Raw genomic sequence first — 20,957 nt, forward strand, 5'->3', positions numbered from 1 at the left:
ATCATGCGGCGGTGGCGGGGACCGCGGGCAGGATCGTGAGTAAGGCGAGGGCGGCGATCCCGGCCGGGACCAGGGAGTGGGGACGGTGGGCCGTCCGAATCATTGAGAGCACCGCCGCATGATCGCGTCGGGCACGGTGCCCGCCCGCGCGAAACTCATGGGCGCACGCGGGTTCCACCCGATCGTGTGCTGTAGCGGCCTGACGGCAGAAGGGCCGAAAGAAGTCTTGCGCGATCCCTTGACCGGTGTGGGACGAGGGTCCACAGTGACTCACTAATGCGCATTAGTAATACGCATTAGTGATCCGGAGGAACACCGTGGAAGAACCCAGGAAGCGGGCCAGGCCGGGCCGCGCGCCCGCCCCCGCGGGCCGTACGTCCCGGCCGCGGCAGGCGGAGGTCGCCCGGCTCGCCGGGGTCTCGCAGGCCACTGTCTCGCTCGTGCTCGGGGCCCGGAAGCAGGGCGCGACGATCTCGGAGGAGACGCGCCGCAAGGTGCTCGACGCGGTGCGGGCGCTCGGTTACGTCCCCGATCCGGCGGCCAGCCGGCTGGCCGCCGCGCGGAACAATCTGCTGGGCGTCTTCAGCTTCACGTCCACGTTCCCGACCGATGTGCAGCACTCGTACTACCCGTTCCTGGTCGGCGTCGAGCAGGAGGCCGCGGCCCGCGGCTACGACCTGGTGCTCTTCACCGGCTCCAGCACGGGCGGCGCGGGGGCGGCCGGGCCCAACGCCCTGGCCCGCGTCCGGCTCGCCGACGGCTGTCTGTTCCTCGGGCGGCACGCGCCGGCCGAGGAGCTGCGGCGGCTGGTCGCCGACGGCTTCCCGGTGGTCCATCTGGGCCGCCGGGACGAGCTGGAGGGGCTCGCCTGGGTCGGCGCGGACTACATCAGCGCCAGCCAGGAGGTCGTCGCCCATCTCGCGGCGCTCGGCCACCGGCGCATCGTGCTGGTCCGGGAGGACGACGAGGCGCCCGCCTCCACCGACCGTGAACACGGCTTCCTCAAGGGCCTGGAGGAGGCGGGGCTGCCCGGCGGTCCCGCCGCCGTCTTCCGCTCCGCCGACCCCGAGCGGCAGCTGACCGCGGAGCGGCTGCGCGGCTGGCTCGACGAGGGCGTCACCGCGTTCGTCGCGGAGGAGACCGACACCGGCGACGCCTGGCGCGCCCTGCACGGGGCCGCCCACTTCGTCGGGATCGACTGCCCGCGCGACGCCTCGCTGGCGCTGCTCGGCAGCCCGCCGCCGGACCTGGCCGAGGAGCCCGTTCCCACCGGATTCGACATCCCTCGACCGCAGTTGGGCGCGGCGGCCGTCCGGATGCTCGCGGCGCTGGTCTCCGGGGAGGAGGCGGCCGAACCCCTGGTCGCCTGCACCTTCCGACCCGGCTCCACGGCGGGCCCGGCCCCCGCCCGGTACTGACCTCCGGATCCGAGGTCCCGTCACCGCACGCGTACGTCCCGCACTTCAAGGAGAACCGTGATACCCGAACCCGACATCCTCATCGTGGGCGCCGGACTCGGCGGGGTCGCCGCCGCCATCGCCGCCTGCCGGGCGGGGCGCAGCGTCGTCCTCACCGAGGAGACGGACTGGATCGGCGGCCAGCTCACCTCACAGGCGGTCCCGCCGGACGAGCACCCGTGGGTCGAGGAGTTCGGCACCACCGCCTCGTACCGCACCCTGCGCGAGTCCATCCGGGACTACTACCGCCAGTGGTACCCGCTGCGTTCCGAGGCGCTGGCCCAGCGCACCCTCAACCCGGGTGCGGGCCGCGTCAGCAAGCTCTGCCACGAGCCGCGCGTCGCGCTCGCGGTGATGGAGGCGATGATCGCCCCGTACCGCTCCGCCGGACTGCTCACGCTGCTCACCGAACACCGCCCGGTGGCCGCCGAGGCGGGCGACGACGACACCGTACGGTCCGTCACGCTCGCCGACACGCGCAGCGGCAAGCGCCGTACGATCACGGCCCGTTACGTCATCGACGCCACCGAGACCGGCGAACTGCTCGAACTCGCCGGGGTGGAGCATGTGATCGGCGCCGAGGCGCGGAGCGAGTACGACGAGCCGCACGCCCCCGAGGAGGCCCAGCCCCTCAACCAGCAGGGCATCACGGTGTGCTTCGCGCTCTCGCACCACGAGGGCGAGGACCACACCATCGAGCGCCCGGCCGACTACGACTTCTGGCGCACGTACCGGCCGGAGTTCTGGCCCGGTCCGCTGCTCGGCTTCCTCGCCCCGGACCCCCGCAGTCTGGAGGCCGTCCCGCGCACCTTCGTGCCCAACCCGGAGCTGGACCCGCTGGACGTCAGCGCCGACCAGTCGGCCGACGCGGGCGACAAGGAGCTGTTCGGCTTCCGCCGGATCCTGGCCCGCAAGCTGCACCGTCCCGGCGCGTTCGACTCGGACATCACGCTGGTCAACTGGCCCTTGAACGACTACTGGTTGAAGCCGCTGATCGGCGACGGCGAGGAGACGGCGGCCGCCGCGCTGCACGGGGCGCGCCAGCTGTCCCTGTCGGTCCTGTACTGGCTCCAGACCGAGGCCCCCCGAGCGGACGGCGGTCAGGGCTTCCCGGGGCTGCGGCTGCGCCCGGACGTCACCGGCACGGCGGACGGCCTGGCGAAGGCCCCGTACGTCCGGGAGTCGCGGCGGATCAAGGCCGTCACCACGGTCACCGAGCACGACGTGTCGATCGACATCGTCGGCCCGTACGGCGGCACCCGCCACCGGGACTCGGTGGGTGTCGGCAACTACCGCATCGATCTGCACCCGTCGACCGGCGGCGACAACTACATCGACATCGGTTCGGTGCCGTTCGAGATCCCGCTCGGCGCGCTCATCCCCCGCCGGGTCCGCAACCTGCTGCCCGCGGGCAAGAACATCGGCACCACGCACATCACCAACGGCTGCTACCGGCTCCACCCGGTGGAGTGGAACATCGGCGAGGTCGCCGGCGCCCTGGCCGCCCACTGTGTCGCCGAGAACGTCGAGCCGCACCGGGTGCAGGCCGAGGACAAGCGGTTCGAGGTGTTCGCCCGGCTGCTGGAGCGCGACGGAATCCAGCGCCACTGGCCGGACGTACGCGGCTACTGACGAGGACGGGCCCCCGGTACTGACGGGACGCCCCGCCCGCTCCACCTGTTCGACCCCGTACGCCCCGTTCCACCGCACGGCCCCCAGGGGCGGCCGCGGAGCGCCGGGCGGGCGCAGCTCCACCTGTACCCGCCCGGCCCAGGACCCACGGCGTCTGCCGACGCCCGGTCCTGCCGCCCTCGCCCTGCCCACCCGCACAAGGAGGTGCCCAGCCATGAACACCCACCGCATCCGCGTCGGCATCGACGTGGGCGGGACCTTCACCGACGCCGTGGCCGTAGACGCCACGACCCTGCAACTGCTGGGGCAGGTGAAGGTACCCACCAGTCACCACCACGAGGACGGTGTCGCCCACGGCATCGTCGAAGCCCTCGACCGGCTGCTGGAGCAGACCGGCCACACGCCCGAGGACGTGACGTTCCTCGCCCACGGGACCACCCAGGCTACCAACGCCCTGCTGGAGGGCGATGTGGCCACCGTCGGACTGATCGGCATCGGCACCGGTCCGGGCGCCACGCTGACCCGCCGGCTGGCCGCCTTCCGCAAGCTGGAGCTGACCCCGGGCAAGCGGCTGCCGCTCGCCTACGCCCATGTCGCCGACGCGGACGACGCCCCCGCCGTACGCGCCGCGCTCGACGAGGTCGTCCGGGAGGGGGCCGAAGTCGTCGTCGCCAGCCAGCCGTTCAGCGTCGACCGTCCCGAAGGAGAGGAGGCGGTCGCGGCGGCCGCCCGGGAGCGTGGGCTGCCGACGACGGCCGCTCATGACATCACCTCGCTGTACGGGCTCCACAAGCGGACCCGGACGGCGGTGGTGAACGCGGCGATCCTGCCGCGGATGCTCGCCACCGCCGACCTGGTCGACGCCTCGATCACCAAGGCGGGCGTGAGCGCGCCGCTGATGGTGATGCGCTGCGACGGCGGGGTGATGTCGCTGGACGAGATGCGGCGCAGACCGCTGCTGACGGTGCTGTCGGGTCCGGCGGCGGGCGTCGCCGGGGCGCTGATGCAGGAGCGCATCAGCGAGGGCCTGTTCCTGGAGACCGGCGGCACGTCCACGGACATCAGCGTGGTGCGGCGCGGCAAGGTCGCCGTACGGCACGCCACGATGCTGGGCAGGACGTCGTACCTCTCGGCGCTCGACGTACGCACGGTAGGCGTCGGCGGCGGTTCGATGGTCCGGATCGACGGCGGCAAGGTCGTCGGCGTCGGGCCGCGCAGCGCGCACATCGCAGGCCTGCCGTACGCCTGTTTCGCGAGCGCGGAGGACCTGCGGGACGCGAAGGTGACCACGATCCGGCCGATGGCCGACGACCCGGCGGACTACGCGGTGCTGGACGCGGCGGGCGGCCGGTTCGCGATCACCATGACCTGTGCGGCGAACGCGCTCGGGCGGGTGCCGGAGGGCGACTTCGCCCGCTGCGACCAGGACGTGGCGCTGGCCGCGCTCGCCCCGCTGGCCGCCGTGCTCGGCACGGATGTCGCCACGGCGGCGACGAACCTGCTGGACGCGGGCACCGATCAGGTGAAGTCGGTGGTGGAGACGATGATGCGCGACTACCGCCTGGAGAAGGACACCGCGGTGCTCGTCGGGGGCGGCGGAGGGGCCGCCTCGGTCACCCCGCACCTGGCGGCCGTCACCGGGCAGGAGGGCCGGATCGCCCGGCACAACGAGGTGATCAGCCCCATCGGGGTGGCCCTCGCCCTCATCCGGGAGCAGGTCGAGCGGATCATCCCGGGCGCCGGCCAGGAGCAGATCCTCGCCGTACGTGCGGAGGCCGAGGCCGCCGTCATCGCCCAGGGGGCCGCCGCCGACGGGGTGGAGGTGGAGGTCACCGTCGACCCCCAGACCAGCACCGTACGGGCCGTCGCGACCGGTGCCACCGAGCTGCGCACCCAGGACCGCGCCCACCGGGCGGACGAGGCGGACCGGCTGCGGGCCGCCGCGATGAGCCTGCGCACGGACCCGGCGTCCGTGCGGGTCCTCGCGGGCACGCCCGCCCACACCGTGTACGGCACCGAGGTGCGCCGCCGCTTCCGCGCGGACCGGCACCCGGTGCGGGTGGTCGACGCGGACGGCGTCGTACGGCTGCACGCCCCGGACGCCCGGGTCGAGACGACGACGGTGGGCCGGGCCCCGGAGGTGCTGGCGGGTCTGGTGAAGGAGGCCACGTCGTACGGGGACGGCGGGGTGCGGGCTCCGGCGCTGCGGCTCTTGCTCGGCTCGCGGATCGCCGATCTGTCGGGGGTCCTCGATCCGGACCCGCTGCTGGCTCTGGCTCGCAGCGAGCTGCGGTCCCGGTCGGCCGACGAGCCGGTCGTGGCCGTGGTGGAGGTGCGGTCGTGACGGCCACCCTGCTGGACCGGGCGGCGCGCGCGGCGATCGCGGAGCTGGAGGCAGCGGACGACGTCGAGTTCGGCGTACGGCTGCTGCGGAACACGCCCACGCACGAGCGGCGCGATCCGGCGCTGCTGCGGCGCTGGGCCGCGACGGCCGACGCGTTCGGCGCGGGGCTGGAGCGGGTCGCCGCCACGGCCCGGATCGTGGAGAGCGACGGGGGCCTGACGAGGGGGCTGCTGGCCCGCTACACCTCGCGGCCGGTCCCGACCGTCGAGCTGTTCACCGACACGCTGGCGCTCGCCGACGAGCTGATCGGCCTGCTCGGCTGGCGGCACTGGTACCCGGCCGGTTCGGTACGGGCCGCGGCCATCGCGCACGAGGCGGTGCACGAACAACTGCACCACGGGCCGCGGAAGAAGGACCTGAAGCGCGCCCTGGACCACGTCGTGCTGCGCGCCGGACGGCACACCCTGTACGGCCATGTCGCGGGCGCCGACGAGATCGCCGCCCATGCCCACGCCCGCACGGTCTGCGGCCTGGGCCGCAGCCCCCTCCTGCTGACGGCGGCGCTGGCCACCGCGGCCGAGCCGCAGCATGGGTCCCCGCACGGATCCCCGCACGGAAGAGAGAAGTAACGCCATGGGCGTCGTCATCCTTCTTGTCATGGCGGCCGGGGTCGCCGCGATGCTCACCCGCAAGCTCCCCACCGGCTTCGCGCTCGTCCTGCTGGCCGTCGCCATCGCCTTCATCGCGGGCGCACCGCTGACCGGCGAGAACAGCGTTCTGGACACGGTCCTCCAGGAGGGCGCCCCGGCGCTCGCCGCGACGATGGTCGCCATCCTGCTCGGCTCCTGGCTGGGCAAGCTGCTGGACGAGACCGGTATCGCGGGCACTCTGGTCCGCAAGATCGTCGAGTTCGGCGGGGACCGGCCGGTGGTGGTCGCCCTCGGCGTCCTCGCGGTCTCCACCCTGGTGGGTACGGTCACCGGCTCGGCGCCCGCGGCGATGCTCGCCGGGATCATCGGCATCCCCGCCATGATCGCCGTCGGCATCCCCAAGGTCACCGCGGCCGGAACGATCCTGATGGGCATCGCCGCGGGCATGCCCTTCGAGCTGCCGATATGGCAGTTCTTCTCCACGGCGCTGGAACTGCCCATCCCGACGGTGCGCGGCTTCATGCTGAAGCTGTTCCCGTTCGCGTTGGCCGCCGCCGTGCTGTTCGTCCTCGTCGAGACGCGGCGCCGGGGCGTGGAGCACGCCTGGTCGCTCAAGTCGGCTTCGGCCAAGCCCGTTTCGCGCCGCAAGCAGCTGGGCGACGCCCCGTGGTACGCGCTGCTCACCCCGGTCGTGCCGCTGGTCCTTGCCCTCGGCTTCGAGGTGGCGATCCTGCCGTCGATGCTGGCCGGCGTGGTGTACGCGCTGCTGACCACCACCCGGCCGCGTGAGATGAACAAGCGGCTGCTGCGCACCCTGTACGGGGCGTTCGAGGTCGCGGCGGCCCCGATGGTCCTGTTCATCGCGATCGGCATCCTGCTCGCGGCGGTCAAACTGCCAGGCGCTGTGGAGTCGTTGGAGCCGCTGGTGAAGGCGGTCAGCCCGCAGAACCCGGTGCTGTTCGTGCTCGTGTTCACGCTGCTCGTACCGCTCTGCCTCTATCGGGGTCCGCTGAACGTCTTCGGTCTCGGCGCGGGTATCGCCGGGGTCCTCATCGCGGCGGGCATCTACCCGGCGGTCGCGGTGCTGGGGCTCGCCACCTCGTACAACCAGGTCTTCGGGGTTTCGGACCCCACCAGCACCCAGACCGTGTGGAGCGCGCAGTACGCCGGGGTGACCCCGCAGCAGGTGATGCTGCGGACTCTGCCGTACGTCTGGGCCGTCGCGCTCGGCGGCTTCTGCGTCACCGCCGCCACCTATCTGTGATCCATCACTTCTCGGGACGGAGAACGACATGACACAGCACCAGGACTCACCCCGCATCCCCGACGCGGGGCAGCCGAGCCGCCGGATCTTCCTGCGCGGGACGGTCGCCGGGATAGCGGCGACCGCCGGACTGGCCGCCACCGGAGCGACGGCGAGCCCGGCAGCCGCGGCACCGGGCGGCTTCCCGGACTACAAGCACCTGAAGCCGCTCCTGACGCCCTCCCAGCTGAAGTACAACCCGACGGGCGAGATCATCTTCCCGTGCATCCGGGGCGTCTACGACCGGCTGGCCAACCCCTTGGGCCGCTACTACCTCTACTACGCCCCGCACGACGCACCCGGCGGCATCTGCCTGGCCTACGGGAACTCGCTGGAGGGCCCGTTCACGGAGTACCCGGCGAACCCGATCGTCTCCAACAACTGGCAGCCGCACTACAAGGTCAGCCATGTCTCATCGCCGCACGTCCTGTGGAACGAGGACGTCAAGGAGCTGTGGCTGTACTTCCACGGTGAGAACCACACCACCCGCCTCGCCCGCTCCAAGGACGGCATCACGTTCACGTACGACAAGACCGTGCTCACCAAGGACATGCTTCCGGCCGGCACCAGTGAGACCTCCTACGCACGGGTGTTCCGGCACAACCTGCCCGCGCGCGAGGCCCGTTACGTGATGCTGTTCATGGTCAACAACCAGTCGAACCGACGTGACGTCGGCTGGGGCTGGTCGAAGGACGGCCGCAACTGGACTTTCGCGCAAGAGCCGTTGATCCGACACTCGGACGTCGGCGCGAACAACATCAGCGGCGCGCACCTGCTGACCCGCAACAACAGCACGTACGTCGTCTACCACACCGGCAAGGAGACCGGCGGGAACATGCTGATCACCGAGGTCGGCAACGACTTCTCCCGCCGCAACCACCTCGGCCTCTTCTACGATTCGAGCAACGCCGCACCGGAGAACGGCCGGGCCGCCACGCCCAGCTTCGGTACGGACCGGGGTGTGCCGTACATGGTCTACGAGGCGGGCGAGCGCCTGAAGGGCTCGATCTGCGTGGCCCGCGGCTGATACAGGGGGGCGGGGGTGCGCTGGACGCGCGTCCGGCGCACCCCCGCGCGCGTACCCACGCCACGGGACTCCGTAATGGCCGCGTCGCACTATCGCCGCGTCGCATCGAGGAAGGCTCGCCCCACCCATGCCCCACCATCCCAACCTGGACGCCGAGATGGCGGCCGCGCTCGCGGCGGACCCGCCGCCGCCCACGGTGCTCGACGGCCTGCCGTACGAGGAACTCGCCGCGCTACGGGCCGAGCGCGCCGCACAGCCCGTCGCACCGCCCGCCGACGGCGTCGTGGTCACCGACCACCGGCTGCCGGGTCCCACCCCGCTCCGGGTCCGGACCTACCGGCCGCGCACGGCAGGCTCCGACACGCTGCCCTGTCTGGTCTGGCTGCACGGCGGGGGCATGGTGCTGGGCTCCCCCGAGATGGACGACGCCCGGGTCTCCGCATACGCCTTGGAGGCCGACTGCTCCGTGGTCTCGGTGGACTACCGGCTGGCGCCCGAGCACCCCTATCCCGCACCCGTGGAGGACTGCTACCGCGCCCTGCGATGGACGGCGGACCAGGCGGAGCTTCTGCGGATCGACGCCGGGCGCCTGGCGATCGGCGGGATCAGCGCGGGCGGCGGACTCGCGGCCGCCACGGCCCTGCTGGCCCGGGACAGGGGCGGCCCCGAGCCGGTCTTCCAGTTCCTGCTCTGCCCGATGCTGGACGACCACAACAGCACCGGTTCCAGCCGGGAGTTCGCGGAGGCCGTCACCTGGCCGCGCGCCAACAACCTCTACGGCTGGGCGGCCCTGCTCGGCCCGCTCACGGGGAGCGAGGAGGTCCCTCCCTACGCCGCACCCGCCCGTGCGACCGACCTGTCGGGGCTCCCTCCGGCATACGTCGACGTCGGGGAGCTTGAGGTCTTCCGCGACGAGTGCGCACGGTACGCGCTGCGCCTGATCGAGGCGGGGGTGTCGACCGAGTTCCATCTGTGGCCGGGCGCGTTCCACGGCTTCGACGGTGTGCTCCCCCACCTCACGCTGCCTCGCCGGGCGGCCCGCGAACAGATCGCGGTGCTGCGCCGGGCGCTGGGCAAAGCTTCTTCGCGGCCGGAGTCCCGGGGCAGTGGGGCGCCGTCGTAGCCCCTGACCCCGCCGAACCGCGATCTGCTCATCCAGTCCTCGCGGGCCTCAACGATCTCCTCGTGGGAGCGGCCGAGTCAGCTGCCCTTAGTGATGTCACGTGGGGCACGTCGTCAGCCGAGGTCTCGTTCGGCTCACGGCACTGCATTGCGGACAGACCGACCCGGCAACCCGTCTGCCCGAACACGGCAGGCCTCAGGGCATCGGGCCGTCGCAGTGCCCTGAGTATCAGAACTCCCAGTCCAACTCATCATCATCGACTGCGACAGGCAGGTAGCCGTCAACCGCCTCGCCGGTCTCCAAAGCACTGGCCGTCGCATCCAGGAGAGCCTGGAGCGACGCCCACATGGGATGGTGCCGGAAAGAGCATCCCGTCTCGTGATCGGCATGGCCGATCCGTCCCGGGCAGCGGGAGGAGCGCCGGTCCACCACGAGGTAGTCCCCTGCGCCGTCGAAAGCGAAAGGGATCCACTGCCCATGCCACCACGGCCCGTACTCCCCGTTCGGGTCACCTTCATCGGCTTCCGCTGCTTCGTCTCCGTGGATCTCCATGCGCATCTGCCAAGCCCTGGTGATCCCCTCCACGTCGAGCAAGGACCAGAACGGTGGCAGCAGGTCGAAGTGGCCCATGCCGTTGTGCCGCAGCAGGGACTCCACCAAGGGCTCGGGGAACGGCTGTCCTATGGCCTGTTCGGCTGCGGCAATCGCCGAACGCTCCGCCGGCGGGGCAAGAGCAGTAAAGGTACGAGGCGCGTGACGGGCAAGCCAAGCGTCCATGCGGGTCCACGACTCGGATATCGATGAAGTCACCCCGGGATCATGCCAGTTCGAACCACCAAAAGGGGAGGATGCTGAGGAAGTGCGCGGGGAGCCCGCCAACGCCTCGAACTGCGGCCAGGACTCCGCTACGGAGACACCGCCACTGATCGGTCGTCGGTGCGCTCCCGGGCAGTCACGTGCCGTCCGCCGGGGCGTCACGGTGCTCGACGGAGAGGGTGGTGCCGATCAGGGCCCGCTGAGCGGTATCCCGCTGCCCGTCGTACCGCTCAAGTCCGGCCGCATGGCGCCGGGCGAGCCCGGCGAAGGCGTGGGCGGTCGCCTCCTCGGCGAGCCGCCTCCGCAGAGGCGAACTGCTACGCGCAGCACCGCTCACCGTGCGGGTCCCGGCAACCAGCCGGGGCCCGCACCGGGTGGCTGGTACGCAGGGCACTCCTACGTTTCTGCGGCCTTTTCGGGCTTCATGTGCGCAGGTACGCAGCTGGCGTGTGCCTGTCGTGGACTCTCGGCCCGTAGGGCCTCGACTTCGCCTCGTAGTTCGGTCAGTTCCCGGTGCAGTGCCTGGATGGCGACGATGGCCACTCCGTTGGCGTCGGTGCAGCAGATCGTCCGGTCGTTCTCACCGACTCCGAACGCTTTCCACCAGTCCTGTGCCATGGGGCCCAAGTGGCGTACGTGTGGCGGGTCCCAGTGGTATCGCCACGTGCTGACGGGTAGCTGGAGCACCTGTTCCAGTACCTGGTAGCCGTTGACCGGATCGCTACCGCGTACCGCACCCGACACAGCACCAGATGCCAGACCAGCCGCAGAAGCATTCCGCCGCAGGCACATCCTGACCAGGGACGACGTTCCCATCCGGGCCAGGGCCCCTTTCAACCGCCGGCAGCTCATCGCTCCCAGACCACTGCGGTGACGTCGGTCTTCAGTGCACGGTCCGAGAAGAGCAGGCTGCCTCCGCCACCGCGGTTCTGCGGGCTGTTCACCGGCAGCTGGACGAGACCACGGCCCACCCCGCTGCTGTAGGCCGTCACGCCGACCGCCGCGATCTCACGGTCTTTGTTGATCATCGTGGTGTCGTGAGCGGCGTTTCCCGCCGCCAGGATGTTCGTGCTCGCGACGGCCGGACCGCTCAACGCACCCGTACCGGTGGCCGCCGTAGCTGTCAGAACCAGCAGGCGGCGGGCAACGCGTTTCGTGGACATCAAACAACCCTCCGTTCGGGACGCCAAGTGCGCCCGCGACACCCCTAACGGCCCAATGCCCCAAAGGGCACGTAGATTTCGCCAACTGCGGCGGCGCTGTTCGCGACCGTGGGCCGGAGGATAAGACATCTTCGGCTCGGTGGACTGGGAACTCTGACCGACACCCCATCCTCCACGCCCGCAGCTGTATCGCGCGTGTGCACGTAGTGGGCCGGACAGCCACCGACTCGTACGGCGGCCACCAGGATCCAGGAAGCCTCCGTCGTCCAACCGGGACACAGTTCGGCACCGCAGTGCATCCCCCTGAGGTCGGGTGACGACCATCCCTACGGTTGGACGGCCCGGAGGCTCTGGTCGGATCAGCGGGACAGGTGGGTGCTGTGGGCGGTGTTGAGGAGGTGGCGCAGGCGCAGGCCGTCAGGGGCGATGGCGGTGATGAGCGACGCGGGGCCCGCGAGGGGGGTGAGGGCCGCCAGTCCGTCCTGCGAGGTGTCGGTCAGGCCCCGGAAGGTGGGCGGTTCCGCGTCGAAGTCGGGTTCCACGACGAGGATTTGGCCGGTTGCCCGGTGGTGGGCGAGGACGGCCGGACTGTCCCAGCCGACGGCTCCCGGCCCGTAGTCCGCCTCTTGGTCAAGGAGTACTCGTCCGCCGCGACGGACGGTGAGCCGGGTGGTCACCCGGCCGGGTGGTTCACCTGTGCGCCCGAGTGCCAGCTCCTCGCGCAAGACGAGTCGTGCGGTGGGGGCGAGGTCGATCGTCCACGTCTGCCGCAGGTTGCTTCCGGCGGCGCTGATCAGGGGTTTGGGCAGCCAGCGGAGCTCCGCGTGGTCAGCCACGGACAGGTGCACGTCGTAGGTGGCGGGTGCGGTGGTGGGGCCTCTCAGGGCGAGGGTCGCGGCCGCGGTGGTGACGTGCAGGACGGCTCCCTGCTGGACGGCGGCCTCAATGCGCAGGCGGTCGCCGCCGAGGGGGGCGCTCATGGCCCCGACGACACAGACCCGCGCTTCGGAGCCCCGTGAGCGCAGACGGCGGAGTTCGAAGGGGCCGTCGCCGTCGAGAACGGGCAGGATGGTGCCGCCGGCCCGGGCGGAGGCAGTAATGCGTGCCGTGGCTCGTACGCCGAAGGCGGCCGTGCCGCGGCCTGTCGGAACGGCGGGTGCCGTGGCGGAGGTCATGCGGAGCCTGCGGCCCAGTCGGTGAGGTGTTCGCGGACCCAGACGGCGACGGGCTTGACGCCGCCTTCCTCCTTGAGGGAGGTGAAGGCGACGGGGAGTTCGCCGCGCTGCTTCTTGGCGTCCAGAGCCATCTGCTCCAGGTCGGAGCCGACATGGGGAGCGAGGTCGGTCTTGTTGATGACGAGGAGGTCGGCGGTGGTGACGCCGGGGCCGCCCTTGCGGGGGATGTCGTCGCCGCCGGCGACGTCGATGATGAAGATCTGGGCGTCGACCAGTCCTTTGGAGAAGGTGGCGGTGAGGTTGTCGCCGCCGGACTCGACGAGGATCAGGTCGAGCGGGCCAGTCGTCTCTTCCAACTCCTCGACGGCTTCGAGGTTGGCGGAGATGTCGTCGCGGATCGCGGTGTGCGGGCAGGCGCCGGTCTCGACGGCCTGGATCCGCTCGGGCGGCAGGACCGCTTGCCGGAGCAGGAAGTCGGCATCCTCGCGGGTGTAGATGTCGTTGGTGACCACGGCGATGGAGAGCCGGTCGCGCAGTTCCCGGCAGAGGGCGGCGACGGTGGCGGTCTTGCCGGAGCCGACGGGGCCGCCGAGGCCGATGCGCAGCGCGCGGCGGGTGCCGTCGGGGCGCTCGGTGGCGGGGGCGCTGTAGGTGTGGCGGTGCGGGAACTTCTCGTCGAGGTCGTGGTCGAGGTGCATCCGGTTTCCTTGTGTGGTGTCTCGTCGTCGGTGTGTGGTGTCCCGGTACCGACGTCAGGAGGCGAAGAGGCGTGCGGTCCGGGTGGCGTGTTGCTGGGCGCTGATGTCCAGCAGCGGCGCGGAGGCCGCGGGCAGGGCGTCGACTCCTTCTGCGGCGACGCGTTGGGCCGACGCGGTGGCGGCTGCGGCGACGCGGTCGAGCTCCGGTGCCAGGCGGGCGAGCACGGTGCTCGCGTCGAACGGGTCCAGGCTCAGCAGCCGGACCGTGGCGGTGGCCGGTCCGCTGATGGTTTCGTACACCGCCGCGTACGCGGCATCCAGCGGGTCGAGTCCGGCCGACCGGGCGGCCACGCCCAGGACCACCGGCTGGTGTGCGCCCCGTGGCAGGGCCGCCGCGAGCGTGTCGAGTTCGGCCGACGGCCACGTGGCGCGGGCCGCTCGCATCATCTGCCGGCCCAGCTTGCGGGCGGTGTTGCGCAGGGCGGCCACGGGTGTACGGGCGTATGCGGCCTGGTCCAGGGCCAGTGGGTCGTGACCGGTGGCGGCCGCGGCGGCCAGCGCCGCCGCGACCAGCCCGGCGGTGTGCAGCCGCCCTCGGCAGAACTCCTCCAGCGTGCCGGCGTCCGTGATCCGGCCGGCCGCGACCGCCGGTTCGGCACCGCCCGAGTGGGCGTGGCCTCCGGCGGGGAACCGCCCGTCGGCCAGGATGAGCAGCGCGGCACGGTTCATTCTTCATTCCTTTGCTTGACGGCTCGGCTCGCTGCGCTCCGGTGAGGCTCAGAAGAGGAAATAGCGCTGAGCCATGGGGAGTTCGGTGGCATACGCGCGATCGATGATGTGGTCGTCGACGAACGTCGTCACGTCCGTCACCTTCGCTCCGCCGATGATGACGTCGTAGGTGTCGGGATCGATGCGGACGTGAGGGGTGGAGTGGTTCTCCTTCATGTGGGCCTTCTTGACGCCGCGCGTGTCGGCGATCGCCTTGAACCGCTTGTGCAGGGTGGACCGCTTGGCCAGGCCGTTGTCGAGGGCCCGTTCGGTGACGAAGTTGTAGGAGAGCGAGCCGGGCGCCAGGCCGGTGGCCCCCCACATGGGTCGGGGCAGCACGGGCTGGGGGGTGGGGATGGAGGCGTTGGCGTCGCCGACCTGCGCGTAGGCGATCTGGCCGCCCTTGATGACCATGTGGGGCTTGACGCCGAAGAACTTCGGCTCCCACAGGACGAGGTCGGCCAGCTTTCCGGTCTCCACGGAGCCGACGACGGCGTCGATGCCCTGGGCGAGTGCCGGGTTGATGGTGTACTTCGCGACATACCGACGAGCGCGCCGGTTGTCCGCCAGAGGCGGCTGAGCCGCCGGGGTCGTGTCCACCACCACATCGCCCCGCGCTGTCCCGGCCTTCGGACCGTTCTCCGGCTCGTCCCGCGGCCGGTCTTCCTCCAGGAAGCCGCGGCGGGCCTTCATGACGTGCGCGGTCTGCCAGGTACGCATGATCATTTCGCCGATGCGGCCCATGGCCTGGGCGTCCGAGGACATGATCGAGATGGCGCCGAGGTCGTGGAGGATGTCCTCGGCGGCCATCGTGGAGGGCCGGATCCGGGAGTCCGCGAAGGCGAGGTCCTCCTCGACCTTCGGGTTGAGGTGATGGCAGACCATCACCATGTCGAAGTGCTCCTTGACCGTGTTGACGGTCAGCGGTCGGGTGGGGTTGGTGGAGGCGGGCAACACGTTCGGCTCGCTCACCATCTTGATCATGTCGGGAGCGTGGCCGCCTCCGGCGCCCTCGACGTGGAAGACGTGGATGGAGCGGCCGCCGATGGCGTCGATGGTGTCCTGGACGAATCCGGCCTCGTTCAGCGAGTCGGCGTGGAGGGCGAGCTGGACCCCGGTCTCCTCGCACACCTCCAGGCACTGCTGGATGACCGCCGGCGTGGCGCCCCAGTCCTCGTGGATCTTCAGGCCGAGGACCCCGGCGTCGACCTGGGCGAGCATCGACTCCTTCGACATCGTGGCGCCCTTGCCGAGCAGCCCGATGTTCACCGGCGCACTGTCCAGCGCCTCGAACATGCGGCTGACGTGCCAGGAGCCGGGAGTGACGGTGGTCGCCGTGCTGCCTTCCGCAGGGCCCGTACCGCCACCGATGAGCGTGGTGACACCCGCCGCCAGCGCCTCGTGGACCTGGTCGGGGCAGATGAAGTGGACGTGCGTGTCGATTCCGCCGGCGGTCAGGATCCTGCCCTTGCCCGAGATGACCTCGGTGTCCGGACCGATGACGAAGTCGGCGGGCCGGGGACCGATCCCATTGTGAGGCTCCGCGCCCTCATGGAGGGGGTTCATGGTCTCGGGGTTGTACGCCTTGCCCAGCGCGACGATGTTCCCGTCGCGGAGGGCGACGTCCGCCTTGACGATGCCCCAGTGGTCCAGGATGACGACACCCGTGATGACGGTGTCCGGGGGGCTCGCCGTCGCGGGGCCGGCCGACTTCCCGCGTTTGGTCTTCGCCGGGTCGCGCGGCACGACGGACTGTCCCATCGACTCGCGGATCACCTTGCCCCCACCGAAGACCATCTCGTTCCCACTGCGGCCGGGGCCTCCGGACCAGTCGTCCTCGATCCTGATGCTGAGAGCGGTGTCTGCGAGGCGGATACGGTCACGGACCGTCGGCCCGAAGCGGTCCGCATAGGCCGGTCGCGTCAACGGGTCGAAGGCCGTCGGCTCTTCCGAGCAGCAGGAGCAGTCGGGGCACTGAACGGTGGCACTCACATCTGCTCCTTGGCGAACGAACCCTTGACCTTGTCGAGCGAGCCGTTGACCTTCTCGGGCAGGCCCTCGATCCTGCCGCGCAGACCGTGGACCACCCGGGCACCCTCGATGGGGACGAGCTGTACCTTCTCGGTGATGCCGGGCTCGAACCGCACCGAACTGCCTGCGGGGACGTTCAGACGCCTGCCCCACGCTTCCTTGCGGACGAACTCCAGCCCGTCGTTGGCCTCGGCGAAGTGGTAGTGGGAGCCGACCTGAATGGGCCGGTCGGTCGGGTTGGCGACCATCAACTCCGTCACCTGGCCGAGCTGCCTGTTGCGCTCGTTGAAGACCACCACCTCGTCCCCCTTCACGGGGGAGAAGTCGACCTTCCCCGGACAGGTGGCCGGCACCTCGTCCTGGCCCGCCTCCGGGAACGGGCCGTGGATGGTGACCAGCTTCGTCCCGTCCGGGAACGTGGCCTCCACCTGCACGTTCTCGATCATCTCGGGGACGCCCTCCATGACCTCCTCCCGCGACAACACCTTGCGGCCGGACGACATCAGCTCGGCCACGGTCCTGCCGTCCCGAGCCCCTTCGAGAACATGCACGATCAACAGCGCCATGGCCTCCGGGTAGTTCAACAACACGCCGCGAGACCGGCGCTTCTCCGCCACGTCGGCGGCCACGTGCATCATCAGGCGTTCTTGCTCATGTGGGGTGAGGTGCACAGATGTTTCCCTGCATCGGCTTCCACCCAGGACTCCTGCCCTGAGCCGCGAGTAGGAGACGCGGCCACGCGCATCCACGGTCCCGGGAGCTTTCATGGCGATGCTTCCGGTGCTCTTGGCGCAGCACGGATGTCGTCCCTATTGGCTGCTCAGCCAACTCGACGTGGCTCCATCATGATCACGCCGATAGGGCCAAACCCGCGTGATGAGCGCGGTGCACCCGAATGAGTGATCACCGTGGCAGGGGAGCTGACAGCCTGAGGCAGGAAGGTAAGGCGTCCATCCACGCAGCCTGAAGGCCGAGCAGCTCGGGAGCGCGGCACACACCGTGGTTGCTGTCGATCGGGGCGGAACCGGGTCCCGGGCAACCGGTATGTCTTGGCGTCGGCTCACCGATCCGGTTGACCCAAGAGAAGGTCGCCGCCGAGAGCCTGGTGGGGGCCCGCGAATCGTTCCTGCGGTGAACCTTTGCGTCCGTGTGGTGGAGCAACCGTCGATCCGCATGAGCCGGTGGCGTGCGGGCCGGTAGAACACGGACCGATATGGCTGCGCTCGTCACGCCACCGCGCTGCGCGTGGATTGGGCCGTGAGATTGCGCAGCAGTCCTGACCGCTGTTCCAAGGCGTAGGTGAAGGGGACTCGTAAATGAGCCGAGGCTTGATCGTCGTAGACGTGCAGAACGACTTCTGCGAAGGAGGCAGCGTTCCCGTGGCGGGCGGCGCGCAGATCGCCACGAAGATCGCCGACCTGGTCGAGCACAGCGCGGGCCGGGACTACCAGTACGTAGTGGCCACCCGCGACCACCACATCGACCCGGGGAGTCACTTCTCGCCGAACCCCGACTTCAAGGACAGCTTCCCCGTGCACTGCGTGGCCGGCGACGAGGGCGGAGAGTTCCACCCGAACTTCGAACCCGCCGTCACCAGCGGCAAGATCGACGCCGTCTTCTTCAAAGGCGCGCACAGCTCCTCCAAGAGCGGCTTCGAGGGCGCTGACGAGCAGGGCACGTCGTTGGCGGACTGGTTGCGCGCACGTGGGATCGAGGAGGTCGACGTGGTCGGTATCGCCACCGACCACTGCGTGCGCGCCACAGCGCTGGACGCGGTGAAGGCCGGCTTCAGCGCACGCGTACGTCTGGACTACTCCGTAGGCGTCGCCCCCGACACCATCAACTCCACCCTGGTCGACCTCCGCGAGGCAGGCATCGCCGTATCCGGCGAAGCCCCCGTACCGCAGTAACCTCACCGTCAGCTCCGCGGAGACCGCCAGGGTCCGGTGTGCAGCCCACCATGTCATCTGCCGGTCTCCTCATCGACGCCGGAAGTACCGCACCGGCCGCCGTCGGGCCGAAGCCGACCGGGCCCACCAGCACGGCGGCGCCCACCTCCTCCAGGGCCGGAGCGCGAGCGGAGGGTCGCGCGTGCGGGTCGATCCGGAGCTACCCGCTTCGGCAAGGGTGGCTCGGCGGTCGGCCGGACGAGTCCGGCGCCCGGGTTCTGCAGCACCAGTGACGCTTCAGCGACCTCGTCCGGGACCGGACCCCGGGCATCCGGGGCGCCAGATGGCTGCCATCACCTGACCGGCCATCAGGAAAGTCAGCAAGAGGTCAGCATCGGTCCGGTTGAACCCTGACACACAAGCTCAAACGCGAGACTCGACGCGCCTCCTCCCGAATCCAGTAGACCCCCGAGCACCCTGCACCAGGACGCAAGGCGGATCGGGGCCCGGCATGGCGGTCGCCAGTGGAAGCACGACCAGACCGTCTATAGTTTCCGCAGGTCAGCGCACTCGCCCGCGTGGCTTCAGCGGGGTGGTGGGCAGTGGCGGGGCAGACAGGCGGGCACCGTCGTAGCCCCGCACCTCGCCGAACCGCGAGCCCTTCTCCCAGTCGTTTCGCGCCTGTGCGATCTCCTCACCGGATCGGGCGATGAAGTTCCAGAACATCACCAGCTCCTCCTCGAACGGCTCGCCGCCCAGGAGCATCAGCCCGGCGTCGGAGACGGCGCGCAGCGGCAGTTCGGTGCGGCCGCAGCCGAGGTAGAGCATCGAGCCGGGCAGTACGGGTACGCCGTCGACCTCGGCCTCGCCCGACATGGACAGGACCGCGTACTCGAAGTCGGGATCCAGGGGCAGGCGGGTCTCGGCGCCACCGGTCAGGGACAGGTCGGCGCCGACGATCGGCGTGTAGGCCGTACCGGGCGAGGCCGCCCCGTCCAGTTCGCCGAGGATGACGGTGGCGGACAGGCCCGGGGCGGTGACGACGGGCAGGTCCACATGGTGCTGGAAGTGCGGCTCGACGTGGCGGTGCGCGTCCGGAAGGGCCACCCAGAGCTGCGCTCCGTGCAGAAACCTGGCGTGTTCCTTCGGGCTCTCCTCGGAGTGGCTGATGGCGCGGCCCGAGGTCATCAGGCCCAGTTCGCGGGGGCGCACCGTCTGCAGACTGCCCAGGCTGTCCCGGTGGAGCACCTCCCCGTCGTGGAGCCAGCTGACGGTCTGGAGGCCCATGTGCGGATGCGGCGGGACCTGCATGCCCGGCTCGTCGGCGATGTCGTCGGGACCGTAGTGGTCCACGAACGCCCATGCGCCCACCATGCGCCGGCCGAGGTTCGGCAGCAGACGGCGGACCTCGGTGGACTCGCCCAGTTGGACGCGGCGGGGAGCCAGCAGTTCACGGACGGGCTCGGCGACGACGAATCCCCGCCCGCCGCAGACGGAGGGCGTGGCCTGGCGATCGAGATTGCTCATGGCGCTCAACCTATTCCCGTAGCGGCGTGGAGCACCGGGTCCCACGCCAGAATTTTAGTGGAATGTTCAACCAGTGTGCGGTGTTGTCACGGCTGAACGTACGGCGGGGCGGTCCGGAGGCGGCCCGCACCACACGTAAGGAGGACACGTGAGCGAGACCGAGACCTACTACGAGTTCGGCACCGCCGCCGACCGGTGGGACCGGGCGCAGATGTTCTTCGAGGCGAAGGAGTACCTGACGGCCGCGCGGATCCTGGGTGGACTCGTCGAGGAGGTGCCGGAGCAGGTCGCGCCGCGGCTGCTGCTGGCCCGCTCCTACTACCACTCCGCCCGGCTGGGCAGGGCGGAGGAGGAGCTGCGGAGGATCCTGGAGCTGGACCCGGTGGAGACGTACGCGCACCTCATGCTGGGCCGGACGCTGGAGCGCCAGGGGCGCAGCGGCGACGCGGCGCCGCATCTGCGGATGGCCGCGGCCCTCACCGGTGACTTCGGCCCCGGAGCCGAACGCTCCTGAGCCGCCCGCCCCGCGCCACCTGCCGGGCCCGCACCCTTCGGTGCGGGCCCGGTCTCCTTTACCCGCCGGTACGAGCATCGGACAATGGGATCTCCAGGACGAAGGGGTGGGGGATGAAGGGATCCAGGAGCGCCGCGTTACGCCGGGCGCGGTCGGCCGCGCTCATCGGGCTGGCGGTGGCGGTCTCGGCAGGCTGCTCCGGCAGTGACGGCAGTGGAGCGAAGGGGGCCGCAGCGACGGAACTGCGCGCCCGTCCGCCGGGGGTCCACAGCTGGACCGGCAGCGCGTGCGACCTCCTCACGGGCTCACCGCCCGCCGCGGGCTTCAGCCTCGGCAGCACCACCGACTCCGCATCCCCCGACACCCGGGAGGACGTCGGCGAGGACGGCGCGCGGCCGCGTTACCGGCGGACCGGCTGCCTCGCGGACCTCAAGGGCCCGGACGGAGCGTTCTGGAAGCTCAGCGCCACGGCCTCGGTGTACGAGGACCCCGAGCCGGCCCGTCACGCGTACCGCGTCAAGGAGGATCTCGACCGCGCCCACGGGCGCGGGCCCGAGAAGGTGCACGACGGCGCCTACGCGCTACCGGCCGACGAACAGGGCCGCCCCGGCCGCACCCTCGTCCTGTGGAACGGCGATCTGGTGCTCACGGTGTCCGCGTACGCACCGCACGGCAGCACGGAACGCGAGGCGCGTAAGGACCTGGAACAGATCCTCGAGAACGCGGCCCGCCGCATCGAGGACGGCCTACGCGACCACGACGCCTCCTCCCCCGCCGCCTGATGCCTGGGGCGCGCCGGGCGCCCCGGCATACCGGCTCCCCGGCTCAACGGCCCCCGGC

Annotated in this window: 19 protein-coding genes and 2 pseudogenes; 10 read left to right on the forward strand and 11 right to left on the reverse strand. The window is 70.8% G+C overall.

Annotated features, from left to right (window positions below; all coding sequences use genetic code 11):
• Nucleotides 1-317: 317 nt before the first annotated feature.
• The 7 genes from D3105_RS26305 (at nt 318) to D3105_RS26335 (ending at nt 9,536) form a co-directional block, all read left to right on the forward strand.
• Nucleotides 318-1,418, forward strand: coding sequence for a LacI family DNA-binding transcriptional regulator (locus D3105_RS26305; RefSeq protein WP_118905493.1), 1,101 nt, complete (start codon nt 318-320; stop codon nt 1,416-1,418).
• A 57-nt stretch (nt 1,419-1,475) separates the two neighbouring features.
• A complete protein-coding gene (locus D3105_RS26310) occupies nt 1,476-3,089 on the forward strand; it encodes an FAD-dependent oxidoreductase (RefSeq protein ID WP_118905494.1) in 1,614 nt (537 codons plus the stop codon).
• A gap of 214 nt (nt 3,090-3,303) precedes the next feature.
• Entirely contained in the window at nt 3,304-5,433 is a 2,130-nt protein-coding gene (locus tag D3105_RS26315) for a hydantoinase/oxoprolinase family protein (protein ID WP_118905495.1), read from the forward strand.
• Nucleotides 5,430-6,062, forward strand: a complete 633-nt coding sequence (locus tag D3105_RS26320) for a hypothetical protein (RefSeq protein ID WP_118905496.1) — start codon at nt 5,430-5,432, stop codon at nt 6,060-6,062. Before D3105_RS26315 ends, D3105_RS26320 begins: the two co-directional genes overlap by 4 nt.
• A 4-nt stretch (nt 6,063-6,066) precedes the next feature.
• On the forward strand, nt 6,067-7,347 hold the full coding sequence (locus D3105_RS26325; protein ID WP_118905497.1) for a TRAP transporter large permease subunit: 1,281 nt from the start codon (nt 6,067-6,069) through the stop codon (nt 7,345-7,347).
• A gap of 28 nt (nt 7,348-7,375) precedes the next feature.
• The gene (locus tag D3105_RS26330) at nt 7,376-8,413 is read left to right on the forward strand and encodes a hypothetical protein (protein WP_118905498.1); all 1,038 of its coding nucleotides are present in this window, start codon (nt 7,376-7,378) and stop codon (nt 8,411-8,413) included.
• Between the two features lie 127 nt (nt 8,414-8,540).
• Nucleotides 8,541-9,536 carry an alpha/beta hydrolase gene (locus D3105_RS26335; protein ID WP_118905499.1) on the forward strand — a complete coding sequence of 332 codons (996 nt, stop codon included), beginning with the start codon at nt 8,541-8,543 and terminating at the stop codon, nt 9,534-9,536.
• Here D3105_RS26335 and D3105_RS35505 read toward each other — a convergent pair.
• The 10 genes and pseudogenes from D3105_RS35505 to D3105_RS26380 all read right to left on the reverse strand — a co-directional run.
• Nucleotides 9,515-9,613, reverse strand: a pseudogene (locus D3105_RS35505) (pirin family protein); the annotation flags it as partial. The gene D3105_RS26335 and the pseudogene D3105_RS35505 sit on opposite strands and share 22 nt — an antisense overlap.
• A 151-nt stretch (nt 9,614-9,764) precedes the next feature.
• On the reverse strand, nt 9,765-10,346 hold the full coding sequence (locus D3105_RS26345; RefSeq protein ID WP_240647027.1) for an SMI1/KNR4 family protein: 582 nt from the start codon (nt 10,344-10,346) through the stop codon (nt 9,765-9,767).
• 148 nt (nt 10,347-10,494) lie between these two features.
• Nucleotides 10,495-10,669, reverse strand: a pseudogene (locus tag D3105_RS26350) (TetR/AcrR family transcriptional regulator); the annotation flags it as partial.
• A gap of 79 nt (nt 10,670-10,748) precedes the next feature.
• Nucleotides 10,749-11,204 carry a tail fiber domain-containing protein gene (locus D3105_RS35890; protein WP_338104023.1) on the reverse strand — a complete coding sequence of 152 codons (456 nt, stop codon included), beginning with the start codon at nt 11,202-11,204 and terminating at the stop codon, nt 10,749-10,751.
• A complete protein-coding gene (locus tag D3105_RS26355) occupies nt 11,201-11,515 on the reverse strand; it encodes a hypothetical protein (protein WP_118905500.1) in 315 nt (104 codons plus the stop codon). The genes D3105_RS35890 and D3105_RS26355 overlap by 4 nt, the downstream gene beginning before the upstream one ends.
• 359 nt (nt 11,516-11,874) lie before the next feature.
• Entirely contained in the window at nt 11,875-12,690 is an 816-nt protein-coding gene (locus tag D3105_RS26360) for an urease accessory protein UreD (protein WP_118905501.1), read from the reverse strand.
• The gene (gene ureG, locus D3105_RS26365; RefSeq protein ID WP_118905502.1) at nt 12,687-13,388 is read right to left on the reverse strand and encodes an urease accessory protein UreG; all 702 of its coding nucleotides are present in this window, start codon (nt 13,386-13,388) and stop codon (nt 12,687-12,689) included. The genes D3105_RS26360 and ureG overlap by 4 nt, the downstream gene beginning before the upstream one ends.
• Nucleotides 13,389-13,442: 54 nt before the next feature.
• A complete protein-coding gene (locus D3105_RS26370) occupies nt 13,443-14,117 on the reverse strand; it encodes an urease accessory protein UreF (protein WP_118905503.1) in 675 nt (224 codons plus the stop codon).
• Nucleotides 14,118-14,165: 48 nt separating this feature from the next.
• Nucleotides 14,166-16,082 carry an urease subunit alpha gene (locus D3105_RS26375; protein WP_165891087.1) on the reverse strand — a complete coding sequence of 639 codons (1,917 nt, stop codon included), beginning with the start codon at nt 16,080-16,082 and terminating at the stop codon, nt 14,166-14,168.
• A gap of 62 nt (nt 16,083-16,144) precedes the next feature.
• A complete protein-coding gene (locus D3105_RS26380) occupies nt 16,145-16,858 on the reverse strand; it encodes an urease subunit gamma (protein ID WP_165891086.1) in 714 nt (237 codons plus the stop codon).
• Nucleotides 16,859-17,503: 645 nt separating this feature from the next.
• Here D3105_RS26380 and D3105_RS26385 point away from each other — a divergent pair.
• On the forward strand, nt 17,504-18,097 hold the full coding sequence (locus D3105_RS26385) for an isochorismatase family protein (RefSeq protein ID WP_118905506.1): 594 nt from the start codon (nt 17,504-17,506) through the stop codon (nt 18,095-18,097).
• Nucleotides 18,098-18,637: 540 nt separating this feature from the next.
• Here the strand turns inward: D3105_RS26385 and D3105_RS26390 are convergent.
• Nucleotides 18,638-19,603, reverse strand: coding sequence for a pirin family protein (locus tag D3105_RS26390; RefSeq protein ID WP_118905507.1), 966 nt, complete (start codon nt 19,601-19,603; stop codon nt 18,638-18,640).
• Nucleotides 19,604-19,751: 148 nt separating this feature from the next.
• On the opposite strand from D3105_RS26390, the gene D3105_RS26395 reads away from it, so the two are divergent.
• Nucleotides 19,752-20,117 (forward strand): tetratricopeptide repeat protein, encoded by a 366-nt coding sequence (locus D3105_RS26395; protein ID WP_118905508.1) that lies wholly within the window; start codon nt 19,752-19,754, stop codon nt 20,115-20,117.
• 113 nt (nt 20,118-20,230) lie between these two features.
• Entirely contained in the window at nt 20,231-20,899 is a 669-nt protein-coding gene (locus tag D3105_RS26400) for a hypothetical protein (RefSeq protein WP_118905509.1), read from the forward strand.
• The last annotated feature ends 58 nt before the right edge of the window (nt 20,900-20,957 follow it).

Origin of the sequence: Streptomyces globisporus, from assembly GCF_003501885.1 — a bacterium.
In the GTDB taxonomy this organism is placed as follows: Bacteria; Actinomycetota; Actinomycetes; order Streptomycetales; family Streptomycetaceae; genus Streptomyces; species Streptomyces globisporus_D.

Excerpts from the sequence above, each read along its gene's own strand:
- D3105_RS26325 (WP_118905497.1), top strand. The coding sequence starts at position 6,067 with ATGGGCGTCGTCATCCTTCTTGTCATGGCGGCCGGGGTCGCCGCGATG.
- D3105_RS26360 (WP_118905501.1), bottom strand. The coding sequence starts at position 12,690 with ATGACCTCCGCCACGGCACCCGCCGTTCCGACAGGCCGCGGCACGGCC.
- D3105_RS35890 (WP_338104023.1), bottom strand. The coding sequence starts at position 11,204 with ATGAGCTGCCGGCGGTTGAAAGGGGCCCTGGCCCGGATGGGAACGTCG.
- D3105_RS26335 (WP_118905499.1), top strand. The coding sequence starts at position 8,541 with ATGCCCCACCATCCCAACCTGGACGCCGAGATGGCGGCCGCGCTCGCG.
- D3105_RS26330 (WP_118905498.1), top strand. The coding sequence starts at position 7,376 with ATGACACAGCACCAGGACTCACCCCGCATCCCCGACGCGGGGCAGCCG.
- D3105_RS26390 (WP_118905507.1), bottom strand. The coding sequence starts at position 19,603 with ATGAGCAATCTCGATCGCCAGGCCACGCCCTCCGTCTGCGGCGGGCGG.
- D3105_RS26385 (WP_118905506.1), top strand. The coding sequence starts at position 17,504 with ATGAGCCGAGGCTTGATCGTCGTAGACGTGCAGAACGACTTCTGCGAA.
- D3105_RS26315 (WP_118905495.1), top strand. The coding sequence starts at position 3,304 with ATGAACACCCACCGCATCCGCGTCGGCATCGACGTGGGCGGGACCTTC.
- D3105_RS26370 (WP_118905503.1), bottom strand. The coding sequence starts at position 14,117 with ATGAACCGTGCCGCGCTGCTCATCCTGGCCGACGGGCGGTTCCCCGCC.
- ureG (WP_118905502.1), bottom strand. The coding sequence starts at position 13,388 with ATGCACCTCGACCACGACCTCGACGAGAAGTTCCCGCACCGCCACACC.
- D3105_RS26355 (WP_118905500.1), bottom strand. The coding sequence starts at position 11,515 with ATGTCCACGAAACGCGTTGCCCGCCGCCTGCTGGTTCTGACAGCTACG.
- D3105_RS26400 (WP_118905509.1), top strand. The coding sequence starts at position 20,231 with ATGAAGGGATCCAGGAGCGCCGCGTTACGCCGGGCGCGGTCGGCCGCG.